Source organism: Acinetobacter sp. CY79, from assembly GCF_059515845.1.
On sequence record NZ_JCAKMY010000006.1, the window covers coordinates 77938 to 99372 of the forward strand.

Genomic DNA, 21435 nt, shown 5'->3' on the forward strand with positions numbered 1-21435 from the left:
TTCCTTATTACGCTGGATATGCTGAATGTGTATCGTGAGGCTGAGCATCAATCGCAGATTGAACTTCCACGACATCATCAAACCAATGACGCACCCCATCTATGTCTTGGTAGTTTTCATGCCCCTTACCTGCGATCACCACAATGTCGCCATCTTTGGCATTTTTGACAGCAAATTTGATGGCTTCACGGCGATCATGAATTTCATGTACGGTACGACTATTCAAGTCAATCCCTACTTTCATATCTGCAAAAATTTGCTCAGGGTCTTCTGTTCTTGGATTGTCTGAGGTCATCAGAACCACATCGCTATAATCTAAAGCCGCTTGTGTCATCAGTGGACGTTTACCACGATCTCGATCACCACCGCACCCATAGACTGCCCACAAATCGTTTGAAGCATGACGTTTCAAGGTAATCAACACTTGAATTAATGCATCAGGAGTGTGCGCATAATCAACCACAAATAGCTTTTCACCATCACGTAGCACTTGCATACGACCTGGTGCGCCTTTCAATTGAGGTGCGACTTCAATTAATGTACAGAGATCAAAACCAGCCTGCTCCGCTGCAATTAGGCTGGCCACAATATTTTCAATATTAAAATGACCGAGCAATGGACTATGTACGTCAAATTCGCCTTGTGCTGTGACCAATTTAAAGTTCACACCACTCAGACTATATTGAATATTTTGAACTTGGTAATCCGCAGTTTGCGTCGTTGAATAAGTCAAAATTCGTGGTTTTGACGGATTTTGCTGAGCAGCGTTGAGCATAATATGTGCATGCTGATCATCAATATTAATAATCGCAACTTTTAAAGATTCAAATTTAAATAACGCAGCTTTGGCTTCCGCATAAACTTGAAGCGTTCCGTGATAATCCAAATGATCACGGCTTAAATTGGAATATGCTGCAATTTCAATATCACAGCCATTTAAACGCCCCTGCTCCAAACCATGTGAGCTTGCCTCAATTGAAGCAAACTCAGCGCCTTGTTGCGCATAATCATGTAAAGCTGTTTGTAAATGTAAAGCATCTAATGTGGTATGCGAAGAAGACTCAAGCTCAGGTAAAATTCCGTTGCCTGTCGTTCCCATCACGGCACATTTCTGACCTTGCAACATCAATAATTCAGCAATAAGACGTGAAATCGTGGTTTTGCCATTGGTTCCCGTCACCGCAATAATTCGAGTCGCTTGAACAGGATCAGTCGCCTGTAAATATTGTTTTTGCCATTGCCCCATCACATGACGAAGATTGGGAACAACTAAACTTGGTTGAAGCGCTAGTTCAGTTTCTGAAATCACGGCTAATGCACCATTATCCAGTGCTTTTTGTGCAAATTCTGCCGTTTTTTCAGGTTGTGAAAATGAAGTCAGGGCAATGAAAATTTGCCCTGAAGTAATTTTTCGACTATCCAGACTAAAGCCCTGAAAGGATGATTTCATCCATTCAGGCGCTTGTTCAACGGTGTAAAGATCTTGAAATGTAATGGACATTCATCACCTATTTACTGGATTTTTGGAGTATCTAAAGGTTTATCTAAAGGCACATTTAACAGTCTTAACGACTCTTGCATCACCTTCGCAAATACAGGTGCGGATACCGTACCACCGAAATAACTTCCTTTCGGATTTTCAACGACCATAATCATGGCTAAGCGTGGATCACTGACAGGCGCAACCCCTGCAAATAAGGCACGATATTCATTGGTTGAGTAGCCTTTACGGTCTGCACGTAACTTGTGCGCCGTACCTGTTTTACCTGCAACACGATAACCTGGAATCGCTGCTCGGGTTGCTGTACCGCCCGGCAAAGTTGCAGTTTCCATCATCAATAAAACATCATCTGCAATTTTAGGCTCAATCATCTGCTCACCCTTTGGCTGAGCATCTAATTTGTAAAGACTTAAAGGCATTTTTACACCTTTATTCGCCAACATCGCATAGGCATCAACCAACTGTAATACCGTGGCATTCAGACCATAACCATAAGACATCGTTGCGACTTCAGAGACATTCCACTTACTTGGAGGCAAAATCAGACCTGGACTTTCGCCTGGAAATTTCACTGCTGAACGCTGACCAAAACCTAAACGCTTGTAGAAGGTTGGAAGAGTTGGATATGGCAGTGATAGTGCAATCTTCGCAACACCGACGTTTGATGACTTTTGAATAATGCCGCCCAGTGTCAACGCACCATAGTTATGCGTATCACGAATGGTATGATTGCCCACACGCATTGAACCTGGTGTGGTATTCACAACAGAATTCGGTTTATATTTCCCACTTTCAAGTGCCATCGCCACGGTCAACGGCTTCATGGTTGAACCCGGTTCAAATGAATCCACAGCACCACGGTTACGCATCGCATCTTTATTGGAAAGACTATTTTTATCATTCGGGTTATACGACGGCCAACTGGTCATCGCCAAAATTTCACCCGTTTTTACATCCACAGCAATTGCTGTAGCAGAGCGTGCATTATTTGCTACGCCTACAGCCGTCAATTCGCGATACATAATGTATTGCAAGCGTGAGTCGATACTGAGGGTAATGTTTTCGCCTGCTTCAACCTCTTTAATCACTTCAGGCGTTCGCACACGGTTACCATGTTTATCACGAACCAGTTTTTGCTCGCCATCCACACCTGCTAGGCGCTTATTGAGCTGCATTTCCAAACCTTCAATGCCTGTACCCTCGGTATTGGTTAGACCAATAATTTGAGCATTGGGTTGTGGTTGTGGGTAGTAACGCTTATATGACTTTTCAGCATAAACACCAGCAAAATTACGCTGTACTAATAAATCTGCTTGAGGCGGTGGTACTTCTTTTTTCAGAACTAAATAACGTGAACGCGAACGTTCTTTCACACGTTTCTTTAAATCGGCACGATCAATACCCACGGCATCAGCAAGTTCATCTAAGTTTAGATTTTCTTTCGGCAACTGATTTTTAAGCTTTCGACTGTCAGGTGTTTTCTTTAATTCTGCAGTGATTTGATCAAAGGTATCTTTGGTTTCATAATAATTTTGTGGATCAATCACCACCTTCATAATCGGGGTGCTGATCGCCAAAGGAATGCCATTACGGTCGCTAATCACACCGCGCATGGCTTTCATTTTTTCTGTTCTTAAAATCTTGGCATTGGCTTTATTTTGCAAAAAATCCTTATTGATCACTTGCACATAGAATGCACGTGCGACCAACATGACGAAGCAAAATAATACGACGCCCCACATTAAATAAAAACGCCACATATCCACTGCAATCGTCGGTTTTTCTGAAATCGACTGCTGTTTTTTGCGTGGTTGTTTTGTTGTCCGTTTATCGACCATTCAGCATGCCTATTTATTTTGCTCTGGTTTTGTGGGTAAAGAAATCACCACCGTTTGTGCAGTCGGTGGTGAATACATACGTAATTGCGTTACAGCACGCGTACCAATCTGTGCAGTTGCACCAAAAGTTTGCTGTTCAATCAGCAAACGTCCCCACTCTGCGTTAATGTCTTCACGTTCACGCATATGGGTATTAAGTTCACGAAAATCATGACGATACAAATACACCTGATACACCACCATAAAGGCACTCACTAAAATTAGCGAGGTCAAGATGATGTAAACCAATACTTTTTTTCTCGCCAAAGTATTTGTATCTTGTTCTTCTAATATTTCAGATTTCATGCGTCGCCTTTATTTATTAATGCGTTCTGCCACTCGAAGCCATGCACTGCGTGAACGTGGATTTTCTTTCACTTCCGCTTCACTGGCACGTACACGATCAATCTTTTTCAAACGACGTGTCTCTTCAATTTTCTGAGGCATTCCCCAACCTGTATCTTCTGCTAAAGTCGATTCTTTTTGAATAAATTGTTTAATAATTCGATCTTCCAAAGAATGGAAGCTAATCACAGCCAAACGTCCATCAGATTTTAACAAATCTAGCGCTTGCGGTAAAAACTCATGTACATCGTCCAGCTCTTTGTTAATTTCAATACGAATCGCTTGGAAAGTACGCGTTGCAGCATGCTTATTTTTTTCCCATTTCGGATGGGCAACTTTAACAATTTCAGCCAATTTGGCTGTGGTATCAATATAACCTGCAGCTTTGATGGCTTTTGCAATACGACGACTATAACGTTCCTCGCCATATTGAAAAATCACATTGGCCAAGTGTTCTTCAGACACTTCAACTAACCAATCTGCTGCTGTTACACCTTGCGAGTTATCCATACGCATATCGAGTGGACCATCTTTCATGAAGCTAAAACCACGTTCAGCTTGATCCAGTTGTGGTGATGATACCCCCAAATCCGCCATCACACCGTCAACTTCTTCGATACCCCGTTGATTCATTTCATTTTTCAAATCTGCAAAACTGGCATGAATAATCGTAAAACGTGGATCTTCTTGTTCAAGTTCTGCTGCAACAGCAAGTGCTTGTGGATCTTTATCGAATGCATAAACACGCGCATTTTCATCTAATTTAGACAGTAATAAACGCGTATGACCACCACGTCCGAAAGTACCATCTACAAAAATTCCTGTATTGCGATCCGCCACGAGGGCATCAACAGTTTCGTGAAGTAATACAGAAATATGCGACATAATTGTTTATTCAAAACCATGAAAAATGTAACTGCACATTATTACCTTGTTTTAGAAAAGCTCCAAACGTCTTTTTGTAGGAAAATATTACTTTCTATAGGCAAAACCGTTTCTCATGACACTACTTTTGCACAAAATGATGGGTCATCTTAAATTTCGATCCTAATATTGAAAAATTTCTCTACGCTTAAAACCTAAAATTGAGAAAAACAAACAGCTCGATCAATTTTAATAAAAAAAGCCAATCACGAATGATTGGCTTTTAAGAACATAAAATTAAGGGCTGAATTAACGCTTATTATAAATTTGATCGAAGGTAGCCCCATTCACAAAGTGGGTTTGTTGTGCTTTCGCCCAACCACCAAACACGTCATCAATCGTAAATGTTTTAATCGTTGGGAACTGATGTTTATATTTTGCTAATACTTGTGCATTGCGTGGACGATAGAAATGTTTTGCTGCCATTTCTTGACCGAGTGGCGAATACAAATAATTAATGTAGCCCGTAGCTAACCATTTATTGCCATTACGCTCAACCGTTTTATCAACAATTGCCACAGATGGCTCTGTCAAAATCGACATTGAAGGATAAACAATATCAAACTTATCTTTACCTAAAGCTTTCTGTGTAACCAAAGCCTCATTTTCCCAAGTCAGTAATACATCACCAATTTTACGTTCTGCAAATGTTGTCATTGAAGCACGTGCAGCAGAATCCATCACTTTGACATTGCGATATAGTTTAGTCACCAAGTCTTTGGCTTTAGCTTCATTACCACCAGGTTGTTTCAGTGCATAGCCCCATGCAGACAGGTATACCCAACGTGGCAAACCACCCGTTTTTGGGTTTGGCGTAATAATTTCTACGCCGGGTTTGGTTAAATCACTCCAATCTTTAATGTGTTTAGGATTACCCTTACGCACCATGAATACGATCGTTGAAGTATATGGCGCAGAATTATGCGGGAATTCTTTTTGCCAGCCTGCCTTAATTTGACCAGATTTTACAATTTCTTCAATATCATTGGCTAAAGCGAGTGTTACAACATCGCCTTTTAAACCATCCACAACGGAACGCGCTTGTTTACCAGAACCGCCATGTGACTGTTTAAAATTAACCCTTTGTCCAGTACGTGATTTCCAATACTGACCAAAAGAATCATTAAACTCATCATAAAATTCACGTGTAGCATCGTAAGACACGTTTAAAAATTCGCGTTCTGCTGCTTGAGTCGATGCCGCAACGCCTGACAAACTTAGTGCCAGACATAATGAGGAGAAAATAGTTTTGATTTGAAGTTTCATAGCAACACAATCTGTAATCTTCATAAATTAGAGCCAATATATGGAATTACATATTGAACTGCAATTACTCACACAGTCTGGAATATAGCCAAATAAATCAATGAAATTAAATTATTGTTTTTAAATAACTTTATGCTTTTTTAATAGTTTATATAACTTATACGATTTTATGATTTGAATATGAATGAAAAGGATAAAGACCTTCATAAACTTTTTATTCCGATCTATTCAATCATTCCTATTCAGTTTCAATCAGCAATTCATTAGAGATTACTCATTCACAAAATAAGTTTCCTGAATTATTTCGATTGAACTGCACTATTTTGTATTTTCAAATTTAAATTCAAACAGTTAAAAGCTAAATGAGTTTTTGTAAAATATTCAGATATCCGTTTTCAATCATGCTTATTTTCGTTATTCAAGGTCCATCTAAATTTGCGTCAAGATTGTATCTTCATTTTATCTCCATCTTTTTTATGCAGAATAATGCAAGTGTAATTTAATAATGCAATGAGCTCTTAAATATCTTTAATAATGATTATCATTTGTAAATTTGTGTGAACTATTTGTACTTTTCTTGCATTAATGAGTAGAATGGATACCATAAAGTATAAATTTTACAACAATACAAATTAGGGGATTGATTGGAAATGAAATTAAAAGTTTTTACAGCCGTTTGCTTAAGTGCATTATGTATGGTTGGAACACAAGGTACTCAAGCTGCTGCCATAAAAAAAACAGCAAAGTCTGTTGAAGTTCCTTTAAGCTTTGAGAAACAACTCTCGCCGATTGAAAAAGCACTTTCTCAGCAAAAGCGCGATCGCTCTGCGAATAAAAGTTTAAATGAGAACGATCAAATTAAAGCACTAACCAATTTAAAATCCGCACCTACACAGAATTTTTTAGCGAATCAACATCAACGTTTTTCACGTTTTGTGCAGGCTATTTTCCCTCAACAAAGCTCGTAATAAAGTGTAACGTTTAGAAAACTTTTCCCCCAAAAAGTTTTTTATCCGCCCTGTCCTTTATTGATGAATAAATCATAAAGTGACAGGGCTTTTTCGTTATAATAGTTCTAATTTATATTTTGAATAATTTTCGATTATGACCGTTCGTACTCGTATTGCACCCTCTCCTACTGGCTTTCCTCATGTCGGTACTGCTTATATCGCCTTGTTTAACCTCTGTTTTGCAAAACAACATGGCGGTGAGTTTATTCTTCGTATAGAAGATACAGATCAGCTACGTTCAACACCTGAATCTGAAAAAATGATTTTAGATTCACTGCGTTGGTTAGGTTTGAATTGGTCAGAAGGCCCAGATATCGGTGGTCCTCATGCACCTTACCGCCAATCTGAACGTATGGGCATTTACAAGCAATACGCAGTCGACCTTGTTGAACAAGGCCATGCTTTCTACTGTTTCGCAACAGCTGAAGAATTAGACCAAATGCGTGCTGAACAGCAAGCCCGTGGCGAATCACCTCGTTACGATGGCCGTGGTCTTCTTTTATCTCAAGACGAAGTAGAAACGCGTCTAGCAGCGGGCGAACCGCATGTGATACGTATGAAAGTACCAACGGAAGGTATTTGTAAATTTAACGATATGCTTCGTGGTGAAGTTGAAATTCCATGGGCACAAGTCGACATGCAAATTCTACTCAAAACCGATGGGTTGCCGACTTACCACTTGGCAAACGTGGTTGATGATCATTTAATGCAAATCACCCATGTGATCCGTGGTGAAGAATGGATTCCTTCTGCACCAAAACATCAGTTGTTATATCAATACTTCGGTTGGGATATGCCTGTGCTTTGTCACATGCCATTGCTGCGTAACCCAGACAAATCAAAATTGTCTAAACGTAAAAACCCAACGTCGATTAACTACTACAAAGACATCGGTGTGTTGCCAGAAGCGCTATTGAACTACCTTGGGCGTATGGGTTGGTCAATGCCAGACGAAAGTGAAAAATTCACTTTGGCTGAAATGATTGAACACTTTGACATCAATCGTGTCTCGCTCGGCGGTCCAATTTTTGATGTAGAAAAATTGAATTGGCTTAATGGTCAATGGATCAAAGCATTAACGCCGGGTCAGTTGTTAGACACGCTATTGGCTTGGAAGTCTGACCGTCAGACTTTAGAGCAGATCGCTGCTGCGATTCAACCCCGCATCAATCTATTGTCTGAAGCTGTAAATTGGGCAGGTTTCTATTTCAATCAGTTCCCAACACTGAATAAAGAACAGTTTGAAAGCAAAAAATTGTCAGAAGAACAAGTTCGTCAAAGCTTACAATTTGCGATTTGGCGTTTAGAAAGTCTGTTCACTTGGAACAACGACACTGTCAGCCAAACGCTTATGGATTTAGCGAATCAAATGGACATCAAACTTCGTGATTTCATGCCAGCGTTTTTTATTGCAATTGCAGGCTCAACCTCGTCAACCCCTGTGATGCAATCCATGGTGACGATTGGTCCCGATTTAACGTTCGCACGTTTACGTCATGCTTTAGAGATTGTTGGCGGCCCGAGCAAAAAAGAAGCAAAAGTTTGGGAAAAACTCAATCAAAGCTTAAAACTGCCGAAAAATGATGCAGTTGATGAAGCTTAACTGAATTTAGTGTTGACGGAAGAGCGCGATATCCCTAATATAGCGCTCACACCAGCTAAGCGAATAACTTAGTACTTCAATCCAAAAGATGAAGTGGTGTTGCCTCGATATTGTCCCTATCGTCTAGAGGCCTAGGACATCGCCCTTTCACGGCGGTAACCGGGGTTCGAATCCCCGTAGGGACGCCAAATTCTGAAAAAGCCACTGACTCATCAGTGGCTTTTTTTTATCTCTAAGTTTTAGATTTTGCTGCAATGTTATAGAATTGATCAAAAGAATTGTGGAGTCATCATGCAATACCAATGCCCTAAATGCCAAAGTCGCAAGATCATGCCTCTTGCAAGTGCGAACAGTCCTGCTGTACGACCCAATGTACCTAAAAGCTTAATCGTACTTATTCCTACGATCTTCATCTTATTACTACTGATCGTCAGCAGTTTAGTGATGATGATTTTTGGTGATGGTGCAGGTCAAACACTACAAATCGCAACGGTTGTTGTTTTTGTGGTGGGGATCGTAGCTGGTGCTCTGTTTTGGCGTGATCTTCCTGATTTCAAAATATCAATGCAGGCATTTATGCAATCGCAAAAAAAATGGAAGTGTCGCGATTGTCATCATGAATGGGAAAATTAATTGAGTTTTGCGTTTGAGTAATTGAGTACCTCCCAAGGTACTCAAGTTTATTTTTTAAATACACAGATTAGTGTTGATGTAAGGGGCATCCTTATCACCTACGCAAATCATTATGATGATGTGACTGTGCAATACATTCATCATCTTCAATCTGTAAAGTCATTTCTGTAATGGCATGTTGATACGTCAGCATTTCTGATGCTTCAGCATAAAATTCATTTTTTATTCGTATAGGGCGCCAAGAAAGTATAGTGAGATGTATATTTTTTAGAGGTAATTGCCCAGACTTTAAGTTAATGAATACTTTGAACATCTTTTAAATTTAATAAATCATTTCGCAGATGTTTTATATCGATTTCTTCGGGTACACCTTCCAATAAAATATAAATACTCTGTTTCAATAGAATCTAAGTTCTTGGAATCACCCAAAAACTCATAAGCACTGCTATAAGCATATCAACCCAAATCCAACCTGTGAAATAGATAAGCACCTTTCATATTTAAACTTTCTGAGGAACTTGAGAATAATATTTTCATTGAAATGAGACTGGTCACAAGCCAAATCACTGCCACCCCCATCATGGCTAAGCTTTGAATCTCTGGCGGATGATTAAAATTGCTGGTAAGCTTCATACAGAATATAAATCGCCACCACAAACAACATCAAGGCATTAAAAAGAGTTGCTAGAATCTCAAAACGCTGATAGCCAAAAGTGCGTTTACTATCCGCAGGTAATTTAGCAATTTTGATTGCAACAAGTGCAATAGCTAATGCAGCAGCATCGCTAAACATATCCGCCACATCAGAGATGTAGTGCCAGACTTTGCGTGACAAAACCAGCAATAATTTCAATGACTAAAAAGGTTGAGGTGAGAATTAAAGCGAATGTCAGTTTTTGTGCATTATTTTCAGTGACAACCGCATGACTATGATCATAACCTTAATGTATATCCATCATCGACTCTATACCCATTTATAATTTTTCATTTGAAAGTTGATCTTACATACTGATGAGAATAGCTTGATATACTTATCACAAATATTTCCATTTAGATAACTTCATATATGCTTTTCGAATAATAAATATTGGATTAGGATCAAAAATTAAGTCGTGATTAAAGCTTTAAGTTTTTATTTCCAAAAGATTAAATTACAAAATACTCGTATTTTTAATAAGTTTTTATTGTTTAAAAATATGGATTAGGTTAAAACTACTGTGTAGTTATAAAAATAAACAATCAAAATCCAGCCATGCACGGAATGCGAGGAGGTATAGATGATTTCAACTCTTTCTAAACGTATTCGAGATTATATTCAGAATATTTTCTCAAATCATTTAAACAGTAGCTCAGAAACCATGTCTGAATTAATTAAAGCACATGATTATGAAGAGCGCTTTAATCGATGTATCAGTCATCATGAAGCGACTTACTGCAATGGAGATGACGCACGTAATGCTGTTTGGTTTTACTTACGAGCAGCATTAAGGGGCGATAAAGAAGCACAGTATAAAATGGGGCTGAGCTATTTAAATGGGCAACTCGGACTAGATCGAAGCTATACGCAGGCTGAAAAATGGCTTGATCAAGCAGCCAGCCAAGGTCATCGTGATGCTAAAAATATCCTTGAAAAAGCCTTGAGTAACTTGGTTATTTCCTAAATTATTACAACCTACGCACTAAAAAAAGAACCAGCCCTTAGGCTGGTTTTTTTATCAATCGAGAAGTAAATTAACTCCCGATTTTGCGATATTTTTGACGCTTAGCAACTAAATCATCACCATCACGTTTACGGCGATATTCTTCAAACTCGGCATAGTTGCCTTGGAAGAATTCAGGTGTTTCACCTTCAAATGACAAGATATGTGTTGCAATACGGTCAAGGAACCAACGGTCATGCGAGATTACCATTACAGTACCTGGGAATACTAAAATTGCATCCTCAAGCGCACGTAAGGTTTCGATATCCAAATCGTTTGATGGTTCATCGAGTAAGATCACGTTTGCGCCCAGTTGTAGGATTTTCGCAAGTTGTAAACGGTTACGCTCACCACCTGACAATTGACCTACGCGCTTTTGCTGATCTTGACCCTTAAAGTTGAAGCGACCAATGTACGCACGAGACGCAATTTCATACTCGCCAATCTTTAAGATATCTAAACCGCCAGAAACTTCCTCCCAAACCGTTTTGTCGTTATCTAATGTGTCACGGATCTGACCCACATAAGCCACTTTAACCGACTCACCAAGCACCACAGAACCGGTATCTGGTTCTAGTTCGCCAGTCATCATACGGAATAGTGTCGTTTTACCCGCACCGTTCTCACCGACAATACCCACAATTGCAGCTGGTGGTACAACAAATGACAAATCTTTGTACAACAACTTGTCACCAAATGACTTACTGATACCTTCAACTTCTACCACCTTGTTGCCTAAACGTGGGCCAGGTGGAATGTAGATTTCTGAAGTTTCATTGCGCTGTTGGAATTCACGCGAGTTAAGCTCTTCAAAACGCTCCATACGCGCTTTGTTTTTCTTTTGCTGACCTTTTGCATTAGAACGAACCCATTCAAGCTCTTTCTTAAGTGCTTTAGCAAAAGATTCTTCTTGCTTGTTCTCTTGTTCTAAGCGCGCATTTTTCTGCTCTAACCAAGAAGAGTAGTTACCTTGATAAGGAATACCCATGCCACGGTCAAGCTCAAGGATCCACTCTGCTACGTTATCTAAGAAATAACGGTCATGCGTAATCGCAACAATAGTACCAGGGAAGTCTTTCAAGAAACGCTCTAACCAAGATACAGATGATGCATCTAAATGGTTCGTTGGTTCATCAAGGAGCAACATGTCAGGTTTAGAAAGCAATAAACGGCAAAGTGCAACACGACGGCGTTCACCACCTGAAAGCAACTTAACGTCTGCATCCCAAGCTGGAAGGTTTAACGCAGCAGCTGCTTGATCCATTTGGTTGCCTAAGTTATGCGCATCCCAAGCATGGATAATTGCTTCTAACTTCTCTTGCTCTTTTGCAAGCGCATCAAAGTCAGCATCTTCAGCTGCATATTCAGCGAAAACTTCGTCTAAACGTGCTAACGCATCAAGTGGTTCACGTAAACCATCTTCAACGTTACCACGAACATCTTTAGTTTCATCTAAAGGTGGTTCTTGCTCAAGATAACCGATTTTAATACCGGGTTGTGCACGAGCTTCACCAGAGAAATCTTTGTCTACGCCCGCCATAATACGAAGCAAGGTAGATTTACCCGCACCGTTTAAACCAAGAACACCAATTTTAGCGCCTGGGAAAAATGATAAAGAGATGTCTTTTAAGATTTCGCGTTTAGGCGGAACCATTTTCGACACACGGTTCATCGTGTAAATATATTGGGCCACGTAGGACTCCTCAATAGAAAACCAATTTCGGGGATGAAGCGCCCCGGCTCAAATGAGCGAAAAAATAATCGGGTATTATACGATGAATACACCAAAAAAATAAGGCATGTTAATTAAGTTGATCACTTTGTTGTAAAAAACTTTTCGCTCACAAATTGAACAAATACATCAATATTGAATTTCATGCATTTTCACTTAAAAATATTTCAGCCTTATCAACTTTAAACATAAAGATTTCAATAAATAAGGACTTTAATTGCTCAACATAAATGCTAATATCGTTCAAAACTAACTCACCAAGATGAAATTAAAATGACATACAAGGACGAAACTCTCGCCATTCATGCAGGCTACACCCCAGAGGCAACCACTAAGGCTGTTGCTGTACCGATTTATCAAACCACGTCATATTCGTTTGATAATACCCAGCATGGTGCTGATTTATTTGATTTAAAAGTTCAGGGTAATATCTATACCCGCATTATGAATCCAACGACTGCGGTATTAGAACAGCGTATCGCTGCGCTTGAAGGAGGTATAGGTGCACTTGCTTTAGCATCTGGTATGGCAGCCATCACCTATGCCATTCAAACCATTGCAGAGGCAGGTGATAATATTGCCTCCGTATCAACCTTGTATGGCGGTACATATAATTTATTTGCACACACTTTACCCAAGCAAGGCATCGAGGTTCGTTTCTTTGATTATCAAGATCCCGAGGCTTTACGTGGTTTGATTGATGAAAAAACCAAATTGGTTTTTGTAGAATCAATTGGCAACCCGCTAGGCAATATTATTGATCTTGAAGCAATTTCTAAAATCGCGCATGAATATGGCATTCCTGTTGTCGTTGACAACACAGTTGCAACCCCAGTCCTGCAAAAATCTTTCGATTTTGGTGCAGACATCATTGTTCACTCACTCACCAAATATATTGGCGGTCACGGTAACTCGATTGGTGGGATTATTGTCGACAGTGGTAAATTCCCTTGGGGCAAATACCCTGAACGCTTTAAAGTACTGAATACACCAGACCCGAGTTATCACGGCGTGAATTATGTCGAAGCATTGGGTGAAGCTGCGTATATTGCACGTGCGCGCGTTGTACCATTACGTAATACTGGCGCAGCAATTAGCCCGCACAACGTGTTCTTAATTCTACAAGGCTTAGAAACTCTGAGCCTTCGGATGGAACGTCATACTGAAAATGCGCTCAAAGTTGCTGAATACTTAAAGGCACATCCAAAAGTAAAATGGGTCAATTACGCAGGTTTAAAAGACCATCCTCAATATGCTTTGGCACAGAAATATGTCAAAGGAAAACCTTCTGCCATTCTCTCTTTTGGGGTTGAAGATGGTCTTGCAGGTGGTACACGCTTTATTGATGCGCTACAACTCTTCACCCGTTTGGTGAATATTGGTGATGCGAAAAGTTTGGCATGTCACCCTGCTACAACCACACATCGCCAACTCAATGAAGCTGAATTAAAAGCTGCAGGCGTCAGCATTGATATGGTTCGTTTGTCGATTGGCATTGAACATGCGGATGATTTAATTGCTGATTTGGAGCAGGCACTCACTCAAGTTTAATTGAATAAAACTAGTAAAAATATCAATTTAAGCTTAGAAATGCATAAGATGATTATTTCATTTTATGCATTATTTTTTATGATATAAACCAAATCAATCAGAACACTAAATTAGAGCAATTACTCTAAAATATTTTTCTATTTCATATGCTTATTGATAATTTTTCATTTTCTAAGCTATCATCTTCTGTAGATAAAATTTAGTTTTTTTCAAAAAAAACTCAGCCCTAGATTAAAAAATATATCACCAGAATTTGAATTCGGATCGAACAAGGATAGTGCAATGAATAAAAAACTAGAGCAGCTTTTTAAACGTAAAGTCCATGGAAAAGTGATCCTCATTACAGGTGCATCTAGTGGCATTGGTTTGACTGCAGCTCATAAACTTGCAGATGCTGGAGCACATGTTTTATTGGTTGCTCGTACGGTAGATGCATTGATTGATGCGCAAAAAGAGATTGAAGCCAAAGGTGGACAAGCCAGTATTTTCCCTTGTGATCTAAATGACATGCATGCCATTGACGACTTATCTAAACAAATCTTAGATTCTGTCGATCATATCGATATTTTAATTAATAACGCAGGTCGCTCTATTCGTCGTGCTGTACACGAATCGACTGATCGTTTTCATGACTTTGAACGTACGATTCAACTGAATTACTTCGGTGCGGTCCGTTTAATTCTAAATATCCTGCCGCAAATGATGAGTCGTCGCCAAGGACAGATCATTAATATTAGCTCAATTGGTGTCTTGGCAAATGCGACTCGCTTTTCCGCTTACGTAGCATCCAAAGCAGCCCTAGATGCTTTTAGTCGCTGTTTATCAGCAGAGGTTGATTCTCATAAGATTGCGATTACCTCGATCTATATGCCACTAGTGCGCACACCCATGATCGCCCCAACCAAGATCTACAAATATGTACCAGCTCTTTCTCCGGAGCAAGCAGCAGATTTAATTGCATATGCGATCGTGAAGCGCCCGAAGAAAGTGGCGACTCATCTTGGACGTTTGGCTTCGATTACCTATGCCATTGCGCCTGATATCAACAATAAACTCATGTCGATTGGTTACAACCTATTTCCGAGTTCATCAGCATCGGTTGGTCAAACTGAAAAACTAAACTTTGTGCAACGTGCTTATGCGCGTTTGTTTCCGGGTGAACATTGGTAATCGCCATCATAAAAAGTTCATAACTATAAAATTCGTATGATTGAAGACTCATCACCAACATGATGGGTCTTTTTTAATTTTGGTTTAATAAAACTTTTTTATACTGAAATGGATTAGAAATCATGAGTAACCGTGATGCTAAAAATTTTATTATTCAAACTGTTCTTCTTCGTGTGTACGTTATTGGTCAGTGTAAATATTTTTGAACTTATTCCACATCAAATCGTATCCTTAGATTTCTTCGCACAACTGAGTTTATGGATCATTTGCGTGGGTTTCTTTGTACAGTTGAAATTTCCAAAGAGAAAATCATTTTCAAATACCGATGCAAAACAACTCATGATTCAAATTCAAAATCCCTTAAAGTAGGCGAACTTCCCTCGACTTGTACTTATATCTGAGATCAGCATACGTACTCTCATGATCTGTTATTTTGTTCGGCTATTTGTATCTTGAACTTAAATATAAAAAAACCTCCACGAATGGAGGTTTTTCATCACTTGATTTAAGAATCTAGCAATTAGATAAAATCAACTTTACCTGTGCGCACATCATAAATCGCACCCACAATACAGATCTCACCATCATCGACCATTTGCTTAAGTACATGGCTATTTTTAAGAATATATCGAATATTATTTTGAACATTTAATACCGTTACTGCATGCACAAAATTACTGGTTAACTGGTAGCTTGGCTGTTCATTTTTTACTGTATGTGCCGCTTCCATAATGGGCTTTAAGAAGTGTTGCACATTCGGAGTTTCAGTCAATTTAGTAATGTCTTGGTTTTGCTCATAAAGTTGACATGCTGAAGTCACAGCACCACAGTCTGTATGCCCTAACACCACAATTAACTTTGAACCCTTACTCTTACAAGCAAACTCAAGTGAACCTAAGACTTTCTGCCCCGCAATATTACCTGCGATACGTAGGCTGAATAAATCACCAATCCCCACATCAAAAATACGTTCAGTCGGCGCTCTAGAATCCATACAACCTAAAACAACAGCAAAAGGATGCTGCCCCGCCTGAGAGGTCACTTGAATCTGACGTGCAATATTGTGATGTAAGCGCTCATGATTCACGAAGCGATGATTGCCTTCTTTTAATAATTCCAAGACTTGTTTAGGCGTTAAATGACGCTGAACTTCTTTAGTGCTGACATTCACATCCAATTCATCTTCTACGCTTTCTGGATAATGCGCTTTAAAGCCAATCAACTTCAGCTCAATGTGATTGGTTTGAGCCGTGCCATCCTTAAAGTCTTTAATTACATTATAAACATCGGGGTCGATATAATAGGTATTGGAAGCATCAATCACCGCGGTTTCACCCGATTTTAGTTTTTCCAATGCTGAAACCAATGCTGCACGGTTTAAAAACGATACGTTTGGAGCCAATTCAATTCGTGTAATCTTGCCATGTAAATGTGTTTCATGAATCACACGCACACCACGTTTTAAATTATTTTTCAGAATAATGATCAGACTCACCACCAAGCCGATCATAATACCTTTCAATAAATCTGTGGCAATAATCGCAACTACAGTCACGATAAATGGCAGAAATTGTTTCCAGCCTTCACTATAAAGACGTTTAAACAGTGCAGGACTTGCCAGCTTGATTCCGGTTAAAATCAAAATTGCCGCTAATGCTGAAAGTGGCACTACATTAATCAATGGCGTGAGTAAGATCAGCGCTACCGCCAACAATACACCATGAAAAATAGCAGAAAATTTCGTTTTAGAACCACTGGTCGCATTCACTGAACTTCGCACAATCACGGAAGTAATCGGCATGCCACCAATCAAACCTGAGAATGTATTCCCCACGCCTTGCGCAAATAATTCGCGGTTCGGCGGTGATGCTCTTTTTTGCGGGTCCATTTTGTCGGCCGCTTCTAAGTTGAGTAAAGTCTCAATAGAAGCCACGACTGCTAATGTAATCGCACCCGTATAAATAATCGCGTTATTCCAAAAGCTAAAATCAGGAAAACTAAAAATGGTTTCATTAGATGAAAAGACATTAGGAAGTCGTATTAAATGTTCTTCACGAACAGCTAAACTCGAATTCGTTTGAATAAAGATATAATTTAGGACACCTGCAAAAACAACAGCCACCAGCGCTGAAGGGAGTGGCGTTTTCTTTAAGGGTGTTTTATCCCAAGCTAAAATAATGATCACACTTAAGATACCGATCAGTGCTGCACCATAGTCAAAATGAGGCATTAATGCAGACCAACCACTTTGCCAATGCATTTTGAATAAGTCTATTTTAATCCCCATTAAATAAGGGATTTGATTCAAAATTAAAATGATACCAATCGCAGCCAAAAGACCTAAAATCACGTTGGTTGGAATGAAGTTTGAAAATGAACCAAGCTTGAATAGACCAAATGCCACCTGAATGACACCTGCTAAGACCAGACACAGCAAGAAAGCCTGATAGTTCCCACCCAGTTGACTAAGTAAAGACAGTACAATCGCAGCTAAGCCTGCTGCAGGTCCTGATACACTGATATGTGATCCACTTAAAAATCCAACCACGATTCCACCGATTACACCCGCGATCACACCTGAAATTAAAGGTGCTCCGGAGGCGCTTGCAATACCTAAACATAGTGGTAAAGCAACGAGGAATACGACGAGACCTGAAAGCAGATCATTAGAATGAAACCCTCTCTTGGGGATTGACTGGGACATTATTGTTTTTCTCAAAATATATATAGTTGATTTTGCTTGTAATTATTCTAAAAATATGAAAATAAAATTATGTGACGCAATTCACATTTTTAGAGCTTTTACTTTATTTTAAAGCCGCTTTTTTGACAATATTAGTATCGGAATTATTTCTATTTTTTTAATAAATTGTTCGACAAATGAATACGATATTTTTTTTAAATAAATCATCATTGAAAAAACCTTTTAAAATTAAATGGTTTGTTCATGTAAGCACACTAATAGAACATTCACATGAATTTATATAAAAAATTACTTTTGTGTTATAAAACTACAAACTTTTCATCTTTAAATTGGTATGCGCACTCTCACTTTATTTTTACAGTATGCAGCGATCGCCTTTGCGGTTTTTATTTGTTATCAAATGGGTATAGCGCTGTATACACAAGATTTTGTCGTGATGGATTTGGTTGCCGATGTAGGCACACTTTTAATCTGTATCGACTTGGCAATTTTCCTATGGCATAGCCGTAGTACCAATGCACAAAATCTGCAAGATTATGCCCATAAGCTTGAACAGCCTGTTCCCACTTTTGTCAAAGTGTCTCGTAAGCTCGGGCACTTTGGTATTTTGCTGATTATTACCAGTTGGATTGTGCCAATGATCAATTAATTTTGGCTTGAATTTTAAAGCATCAAAAAACCTCCCGATTGGGAGGTTTCTTATTAAGTCATTAAAGATTACTTCGAACCTTTAATCCCTGCTTGAAGTAACAATGCACCTAAACCACCAATTTTTGCTTCTTGAGGTTTAGCCGATTGTGGCTTCTTATTCTGTTGCGGACGATCACCTTGTGGACGTGCTTGTTGAGGACGTTTCGCTTGAGGTTTACGTTCAGTACGTTGCTCACCTGTTGGCGTTTCACGACGCGGTTGACGCGGTGCTTTTGCAGGTGCTTCAGAACCTTCAGGACGCATAGACAAGTTCACACGATTACGCTCAGCATCCACTTGTAATACACGCACTTGAACGATCTGACCTGGCTTCACGATTTTATGTGGATCAGCAACAAATTCATTGGCAAGTTCAGAAATATGCACTAGACCGTCTTGATGAACACCAACATCCACAAATGCACCGAAGTTCGTTACATTGGTGACAACACCTTCAAGCTGTAAGCCTTCAGTCAATTGCTTAACATCGGTAATGTCTTCACGGAATTTCGCAGTACGGAATTCTGGACGTGGATCACGACCTGGTTTTTCAAGCTCTGAAAGTACATCTTTGATTGTCGGTAAACCAAATTTGTCATCAACAAATGCTTCAGCATCAATTTGACGAATGATTTCAGTATTGCCAACGATGTCTTTTACAGTCGTTGCTTTTGCTGCAGCAATTTTACTCACCAATGCATATGATTCTGGGTGAACTGCAGATGCATCTAATGGCTCTGATCCATCTTGAATACGCAAGAAACCAGCCGCTTGTTCAAATGTACGCTCGCCTAAACGTGGTACATTTTTCAATGCTTGACGGTTGTCAAAACGACCATTTTCTTTACGGAAATCTACGATTTGCTGTGCGATTGATTTATTCAAACCTGCGATATAACCCAAGATTGCAGATGATGCTGTATTAACATCTACACCCACAGAGTTCACACAGTCTTCAACCACAGCTTCAAGTGTTTTCGCCAATCCAGTTTGGTTCACGTCATGTTGATACTGACCCACACCAATTGATTTAGGATCAATCTTCACAAGCTCAGCCAATGGATCTTGTAAACGACGTGCAATAGACACTGCACCACGAATCGTCACATCCAATTCAGGAAGTTCAGCCGCAGCCAACTCAGACGCTGAATAAACCGATGCACCCGCTTCTGAAACAGAAACACGTGTCAATTTAAGATCAGGATTCGCTGCCATCATCTCAGCAACAACCGCTTCTGTTTCACGGCTTGCTGTACCATTACCAATCGCGATCAAATCAACATTGAATTCACGGCAAAGACGTTCAAGTTCAGCCAATGAACCTGCTTTATCTTCTTTTGGTGCAAATGGATAAATCGTGCTATGTGCAAGAACATCACCTGATGCATTCACAACAGCCAATTTCACACCTGTACGAATACCAGGATCTACGCCTAACGTTGTACGAGCGCCCGCAGGTGCAGACAACAATAAATGACGTAAGTTTTCAGCAAATACATCCATTGCTTCAGTTTCAGCAGCAAGACGTTTTTCTGTTAATAGAGAGTGTTCAATCGCTGGGCGTGTTTTACCTAACCAGAACAATTTTGCCGTTTGTTTTAGGAAGTCTTGACGGGCTTGAGGTTGAACAGACTCAAGATCGTATTCAGTTTCAATGCGAGCCAATGGAAGATCATCTTGACCATCCACTTTTAAACCCAATACGTTTTCTTGACGACCACGCAACATCGCTAACAGACGATGTGAAGGTACTTTATTCAGATTTTCAGAGAAATCAAAGTAATCACGGAATTTCTTGCCAACTTCTTTTTTCTCTTCACTTGCCACTAAACTTTTAAGTACAGCGGTTTTAGCAAATGTTGATTTTAATTCGGTGGTTAATCCAATATTTTGCGCCCATTCATCAATAATGATGTGTTGAATCGCATCTAATTGGCTTTCAAGGTCAGCATAATCTTCATGGCTAAAGCCTGATAAAGCTTCTGCAGGATCAATATTTTCAGACAGAATTTTTGTCGCAATCGGACCTAAGCCAGCTTCTTTGGCTTTAAATGATTTACTGGTACGTTTTGGGCGGTACGGCGCGTAAATTTCTTCTAATGCATTTTTAGTTTCAACTGCGTTTACTCGAGCAAGTAAATCGTCAGTCAATTTATTTTGTTCTTTCAGTGATTCAATGACTTTTTCACGGCGTTCAAATAAATCACGTAAATACGTTAAGCGCGTATCAAGTTGACGGAGTTGCGTATCGTCTAAGCCTTGGGTTACTTCTTTACGGTAACGTGCGATAAATGGAACACTCGAACCTTCATCTATCAGCTTAATGGCAGCTTCTACTTGGTTTGGACGTACGGCAATTTCTTTTGCCAACTGCTGAACTAAGTCAGTCATCGTGTTAAATTCCACAAGGATAAGGACTAAAAGTTAGTGATTATAAAGACCAAGACTATAAAATCCACAATTGTTTTGAATATTTACAATGGAAATTTTAATTAAACTTTAAATTTCAGCTTTTTTTTGACGATTAAAAATAAATTGCATCACAAAATATGCGATCAATTGAATGAAAATTACAAAATAAGGACCTTTCATCATGGTTCATTTTGTATCTGTAATATTCTGCTTTTGATTTAGATTGTTTTAATTTACGTAGCAAACTTAAGATAACCGCCTAAAAAACAGAATAATGATGCATAAACAATCGCTTATTCAAATTCTCCATCATTTAT

At 39.3% G+C, this 21435-nt stretch carries 15 protein-coding genes, 1 tRNA gene and 2 pseudogenes; 9 read left to right on the forward strand and 9 right to left on the reverse strand.

Features of this window, described 5'->3' with window-relative positions; all coding sequences use genetic code 11:
* Positions 1-7: 7 nt before the first annotated feature.
* The 5 genes and pseudogenes from AC5YCE_RS03410 to AC5YCE_RS03430 all read right to left on the reverse strand — a co-directional run bounded on the left by AC5YCE_RS03410 (position 8) and on the right by AC5YCE_RS03430 (position 5913).
* Positions 8-1501 (reverse strand): UDP-N-acetylmuramoyl-L-alanyl-D-glutamate--2,6-diaminopimelate ligase, encoded by a 1494-nt coding sequence (locus AC5YCE_RS03410; RefSeq protein ID WP_496124644.1) that lies wholly within the window; start codon positions 1499-1501, stop codon positions 8-10.
* Between the two features lie 3 nt (positions 1502-1504).
* Positions 1505-3339: pseudogene (ftsI, locus tag AC5YCE_RS03415) on the reverse strand (penicillin-binding protein PBP3).
* 9 nt (positions 3340-3348) lie between these two features.
* Positions 3349-3684, reverse strand: coding sequence for a cell division protein FtsL (ftsL, locus tag AC5YCE_RS03420; RefSeq protein WP_496151460.1), 336 nt, complete (start codon positions 3682-3684; stop codon positions 3349-3351).
* A 9-nt stretch (positions 3685-3693) separates the two neighbouring features.
* Entirely contained in the window at positions 3694-4608 is a 915-nt protein-coding gene (gene rsmH, locus AC5YCE_RS03425; RefSeq protein WP_496171061.1) for a 16S rRNA (cytosine(1402)-N(4))-methyltransferase RsmH, read from the reverse strand.
* Positions 4609-4896: 288 nt separating this feature from the next.
* Positions 4897-5913 (reverse strand): sulfate ABC transporter substrate-binding protein, encoded by a 1017-nt coding sequence (locus tag AC5YCE_RS03430; RefSeq protein ID WP_496171101.1) that lies wholly within the window; start codon positions 5911-5913, stop codon positions 4897-4899.
* Between the two features lie 650 nt (positions 5914-6563).
* Between AC5YCE_RS03430 and AC5YCE_RS03435 the strand changes: the two genes are divergently transcribed.
* From AC5YCE_RS03435 to AC5YCE_RS03450, 4 genes are all read left to right on the forward strand, one after another.
* Positions 6564-6881, forward strand: coding sequence for a DUF4179 domain-containing protein (locus AC5YCE_RS03435; protein WP_496124641.1), 318 nt, complete (start codon positions 6564-6566; stop codon positions 6879-6881).
* Positions 6882-7017: 136 nt separating this feature from the next.
* Complete coding sequence (gene gltX, locus AC5YCE_RS03440; RefSeq protein WP_496171062.1) at positions 7018-8526, forward strand: glutamate--tRNA ligase; 1509 nt, start codon at positions 7018-7020, stop codon at positions 8524-8526.
* Between the two features lie 112 nt (positions 8527-8638).
* A tRNA-Glu gene (locus tag AC5YCE_RS03445) sits at positions 8639-8714 on the forward strand.
* A gap of 103 nt (positions 8715-8817) precedes the next feature.
* Positions 8818-9159, forward strand: a complete 342-nt coding sequence (locus AC5YCE_RS03450) for a zinc-ribbon domain-containing protein (protein ID WP_496124639.1) — start codon at positions 8818-8820, stop codon at positions 9157-9159.
* 94 nt (positions 9160-9253) lie between these two features.
* Here AC5YCE_RS03450 and AC5YCE_RS03455 read toward each other — a convergent pair.
* Positions 9254-10052, reverse strand: a pseudogene (locus AC5YCE_RS03455) (cation diffusion facilitator family transporter).
* A 384-nt stretch (positions 10053-10436) separates the two neighbouring features.
* On the opposite strand from AC5YCE_RS03455, the gene AC5YCE_RS03460 reads away from it, so the two are divergent.
* Entirely contained in the window at positions 10437-10820 is a 384-nt protein-coding gene (locus AC5YCE_RS03460) for a tetratricopeptide repeat protein (protein WP_496124638.1), read from the forward strand.
* 70 nt (positions 10821-10890) lie between these two features.
* Here AC5YCE_RS03460 and ettA read toward each other — a convergent pair whose 3' ends face one another.
* Positions 10891-12552 carry an energy-dependent translational throttle protein EttA gene (ettA, locus tag AC5YCE_RS03465; protein ID WP_496124637.1) on the reverse strand — a complete coding sequence of 554 codons (1662 nt, stop codon included), beginning with the start codon at positions 12550-12552 and terminating at the stop codon, positions 10891-10893.
* 312 nt (positions 12553-12864) lie between these two features.
* On the opposite strand from ettA, the gene AC5YCE_RS03470 reads away from it, so the two are divergent.
* From AC5YCE_RS03470 to AC5YCE_RS03480, 3 genes are all read left to right on the forward strand, one after another.
* Positions 12865-14142, forward strand: coding sequence for an O-acetylhomoserine aminocarboxypropyltransferase/cysteine synthase family protein (locus AC5YCE_RS03470; RefSeq protein WP_496171063.1), 1278 nt, complete (start codon positions 12865-12867; stop codon positions 14140-14142).
* Between the two features lie 282 nt (positions 14143-14424).
* Positions 14425-15312 (forward strand): SDR family NAD(P)-dependent oxidoreductase, encoded by an 888-nt coding sequence (locus AC5YCE_RS03475; protein ID WP_496124635.1) that lies wholly within the window; start codon positions 14425-14427, stop codon positions 15310-15312.
* A 135-nt stretch (positions 15313-15447) separates the two neighbouring features.
* Positions 15448-15681 carry a hypothetical protein gene (locus AC5YCE_RS03480; protein ID WP_496124634.1) on the forward strand — a complete coding sequence of 78 codons (234 nt, stop codon included), beginning with the start codon at positions 15448-15450 and terminating at the stop codon, positions 15679-15681.
* Positions 15682-15832: 151 nt separating this feature from the next.
* Here the strand turns inward: AC5YCE_RS03480 and AC5YCE_RS03485 are convergent, their stop codons facing one another.
* On the reverse strand, positions 15833-18016 hold the full coding sequence (locus AC5YCE_RS03485; protein WP_496171064.1) for a SulP family inorganic anion transporter: 2184 nt from the start codon (positions 18014-18016) through the stop codon (positions 15833-15835).
* 334 nt (positions 18017-18350) lie between these two features.
* Between AC5YCE_RS03485 and AC5YCE_RS03490 the strand changes: the two genes are divergently transcribed.
* The gene (locus AC5YCE_RS03490; RefSeq protein WP_496171065.1) at positions 18351-18665 is read left to right on the forward strand and encodes a hypothetical protein; all 315 of its coding nucleotides are present in this window, start codon (positions 18351-18353) and stop codon (positions 18663-18665) included.
* A gap of 68 nt (positions 18666-18733) precedes the next feature.
* On the opposite strand, the gene AC5YCE_RS03495 is transcribed toward AC5YCE_RS03490, so the two are convergent.
* Positions 18734-21097: a Tex family protein gene (locus AC5YCE_RS03495; RefSeq protein WP_496171066.1), complete on the reverse strand. Its 2364-nt coding sequence runs from the start codon at positions 21095-21097 to the stop codon at positions 18734-18736.
* Between the last annotated feature and the right edge of the window lie 338 nt (positions 21098-21435).

What these genes read in the sequence shown, in the direction of transcription:
- AC5YCE_RS03410 (WP_496124644.1), bottom strand. Translation starts at nt 1,501, where the DNA reads ATGTCCATTACATTTCAAGATCTTTACACCGTTGAACAAGCGCCTGAA.
- ftsL (WP_496151460.1), bottom strand. Translation starts at nt 3,684, where the DNA reads ATGAAATCTGAAATATTAGAAGAACAAGATACAAATACTTTGGCGAGA.
- rsmH (WP_496171061.1), bottom strand. Translation starts at nt 4,608, where the DNA reads ATGTCGCATATTTCTGTATTACTTCACGAAACTGTTGATGCCCTCGTG.
- AC5YCE_RS03430 (WP_496171101.1), bottom strand. Translation starts at nt 5,913, where the DNA reads ATGAAACTTCAAATCAAAACTATTTTCTCCTCATTATGTCTGGCACTA.
- AC5YCE_RS03435 (WP_496124641.1), top strand. Translation starts at nt 6,564, where the DNA reads ATGAAATTAAAAGTTTTTACAGCCGTTTGCTTAAGTGCATTATGTATG.
- gltX (WP_496171062.1), top strand. Translation starts at nt 7,018, where the DNA reads ATGACCGTTCGTACTCGTATTGCACCCTCTCCTACTGGCTTTCCTCAT.
- AC5YCE_RS03450 (WP_496124639.1), top strand. Translation starts at nt 8,818, where the DNA reads ATGCAATACCAATGCCCTAAATGCCAAAGTCGCAAGATCATGCCTCTT.
- AC5YCE_RS03460 (WP_496124638.1), top strand. Translation starts at nt 10,437, where the DNA reads ATGATTTCAACTCTTTCTAAACGTATTCGAGATTATATTCAGAATATT.
- AC5YCE_RS03470 (WP_496171063.1), top strand. Translation starts at nt 12,865, where the DNA reads ATGACATACAAGGACGAAACTCTCGCCATTCATGCAGGCTACACCCCA.
- AC5YCE_RS03475 (WP_496124635.1), top strand. Translation starts at nt 14,425, where the DNA reads ATGAATAAAAAACTAGAGCAGCTTTTTAAACGTAAAGTCCATGGAAAA.
- AC5YCE_RS03480 (WP_496124634.1), top strand. Translation starts at nt 15,448, where the DNA reads ATGCTAAAAATTTTATTATTCAAACTGTTCTTCTTCGTGTGTACGTTA.
- AC5YCE_RS03485 (WP_496171064.1), bottom strand. Translation starts at nt 18,016, where the DNA reads ATGTCCCAGTCAATCCCCAAGAGAGGGTTTCATTCTAATGATCTGCTT.
- AC5YCE_RS03490 (WP_496171065.1), top strand. Translation starts at nt 18,351, where the DNA reads ATGCGCACTCTCACTTTATTTTTACAGTATGCAGCGATCGCCTTTGCG.
- AC5YCE_RS03495 (WP_496171066.1), bottom strand. Translation starts at nt 21,097, where the DNA reads ATGACTGACTTAGTTCAGCAGTTGGCAAAAGAAATTGCCGTACGTCCA.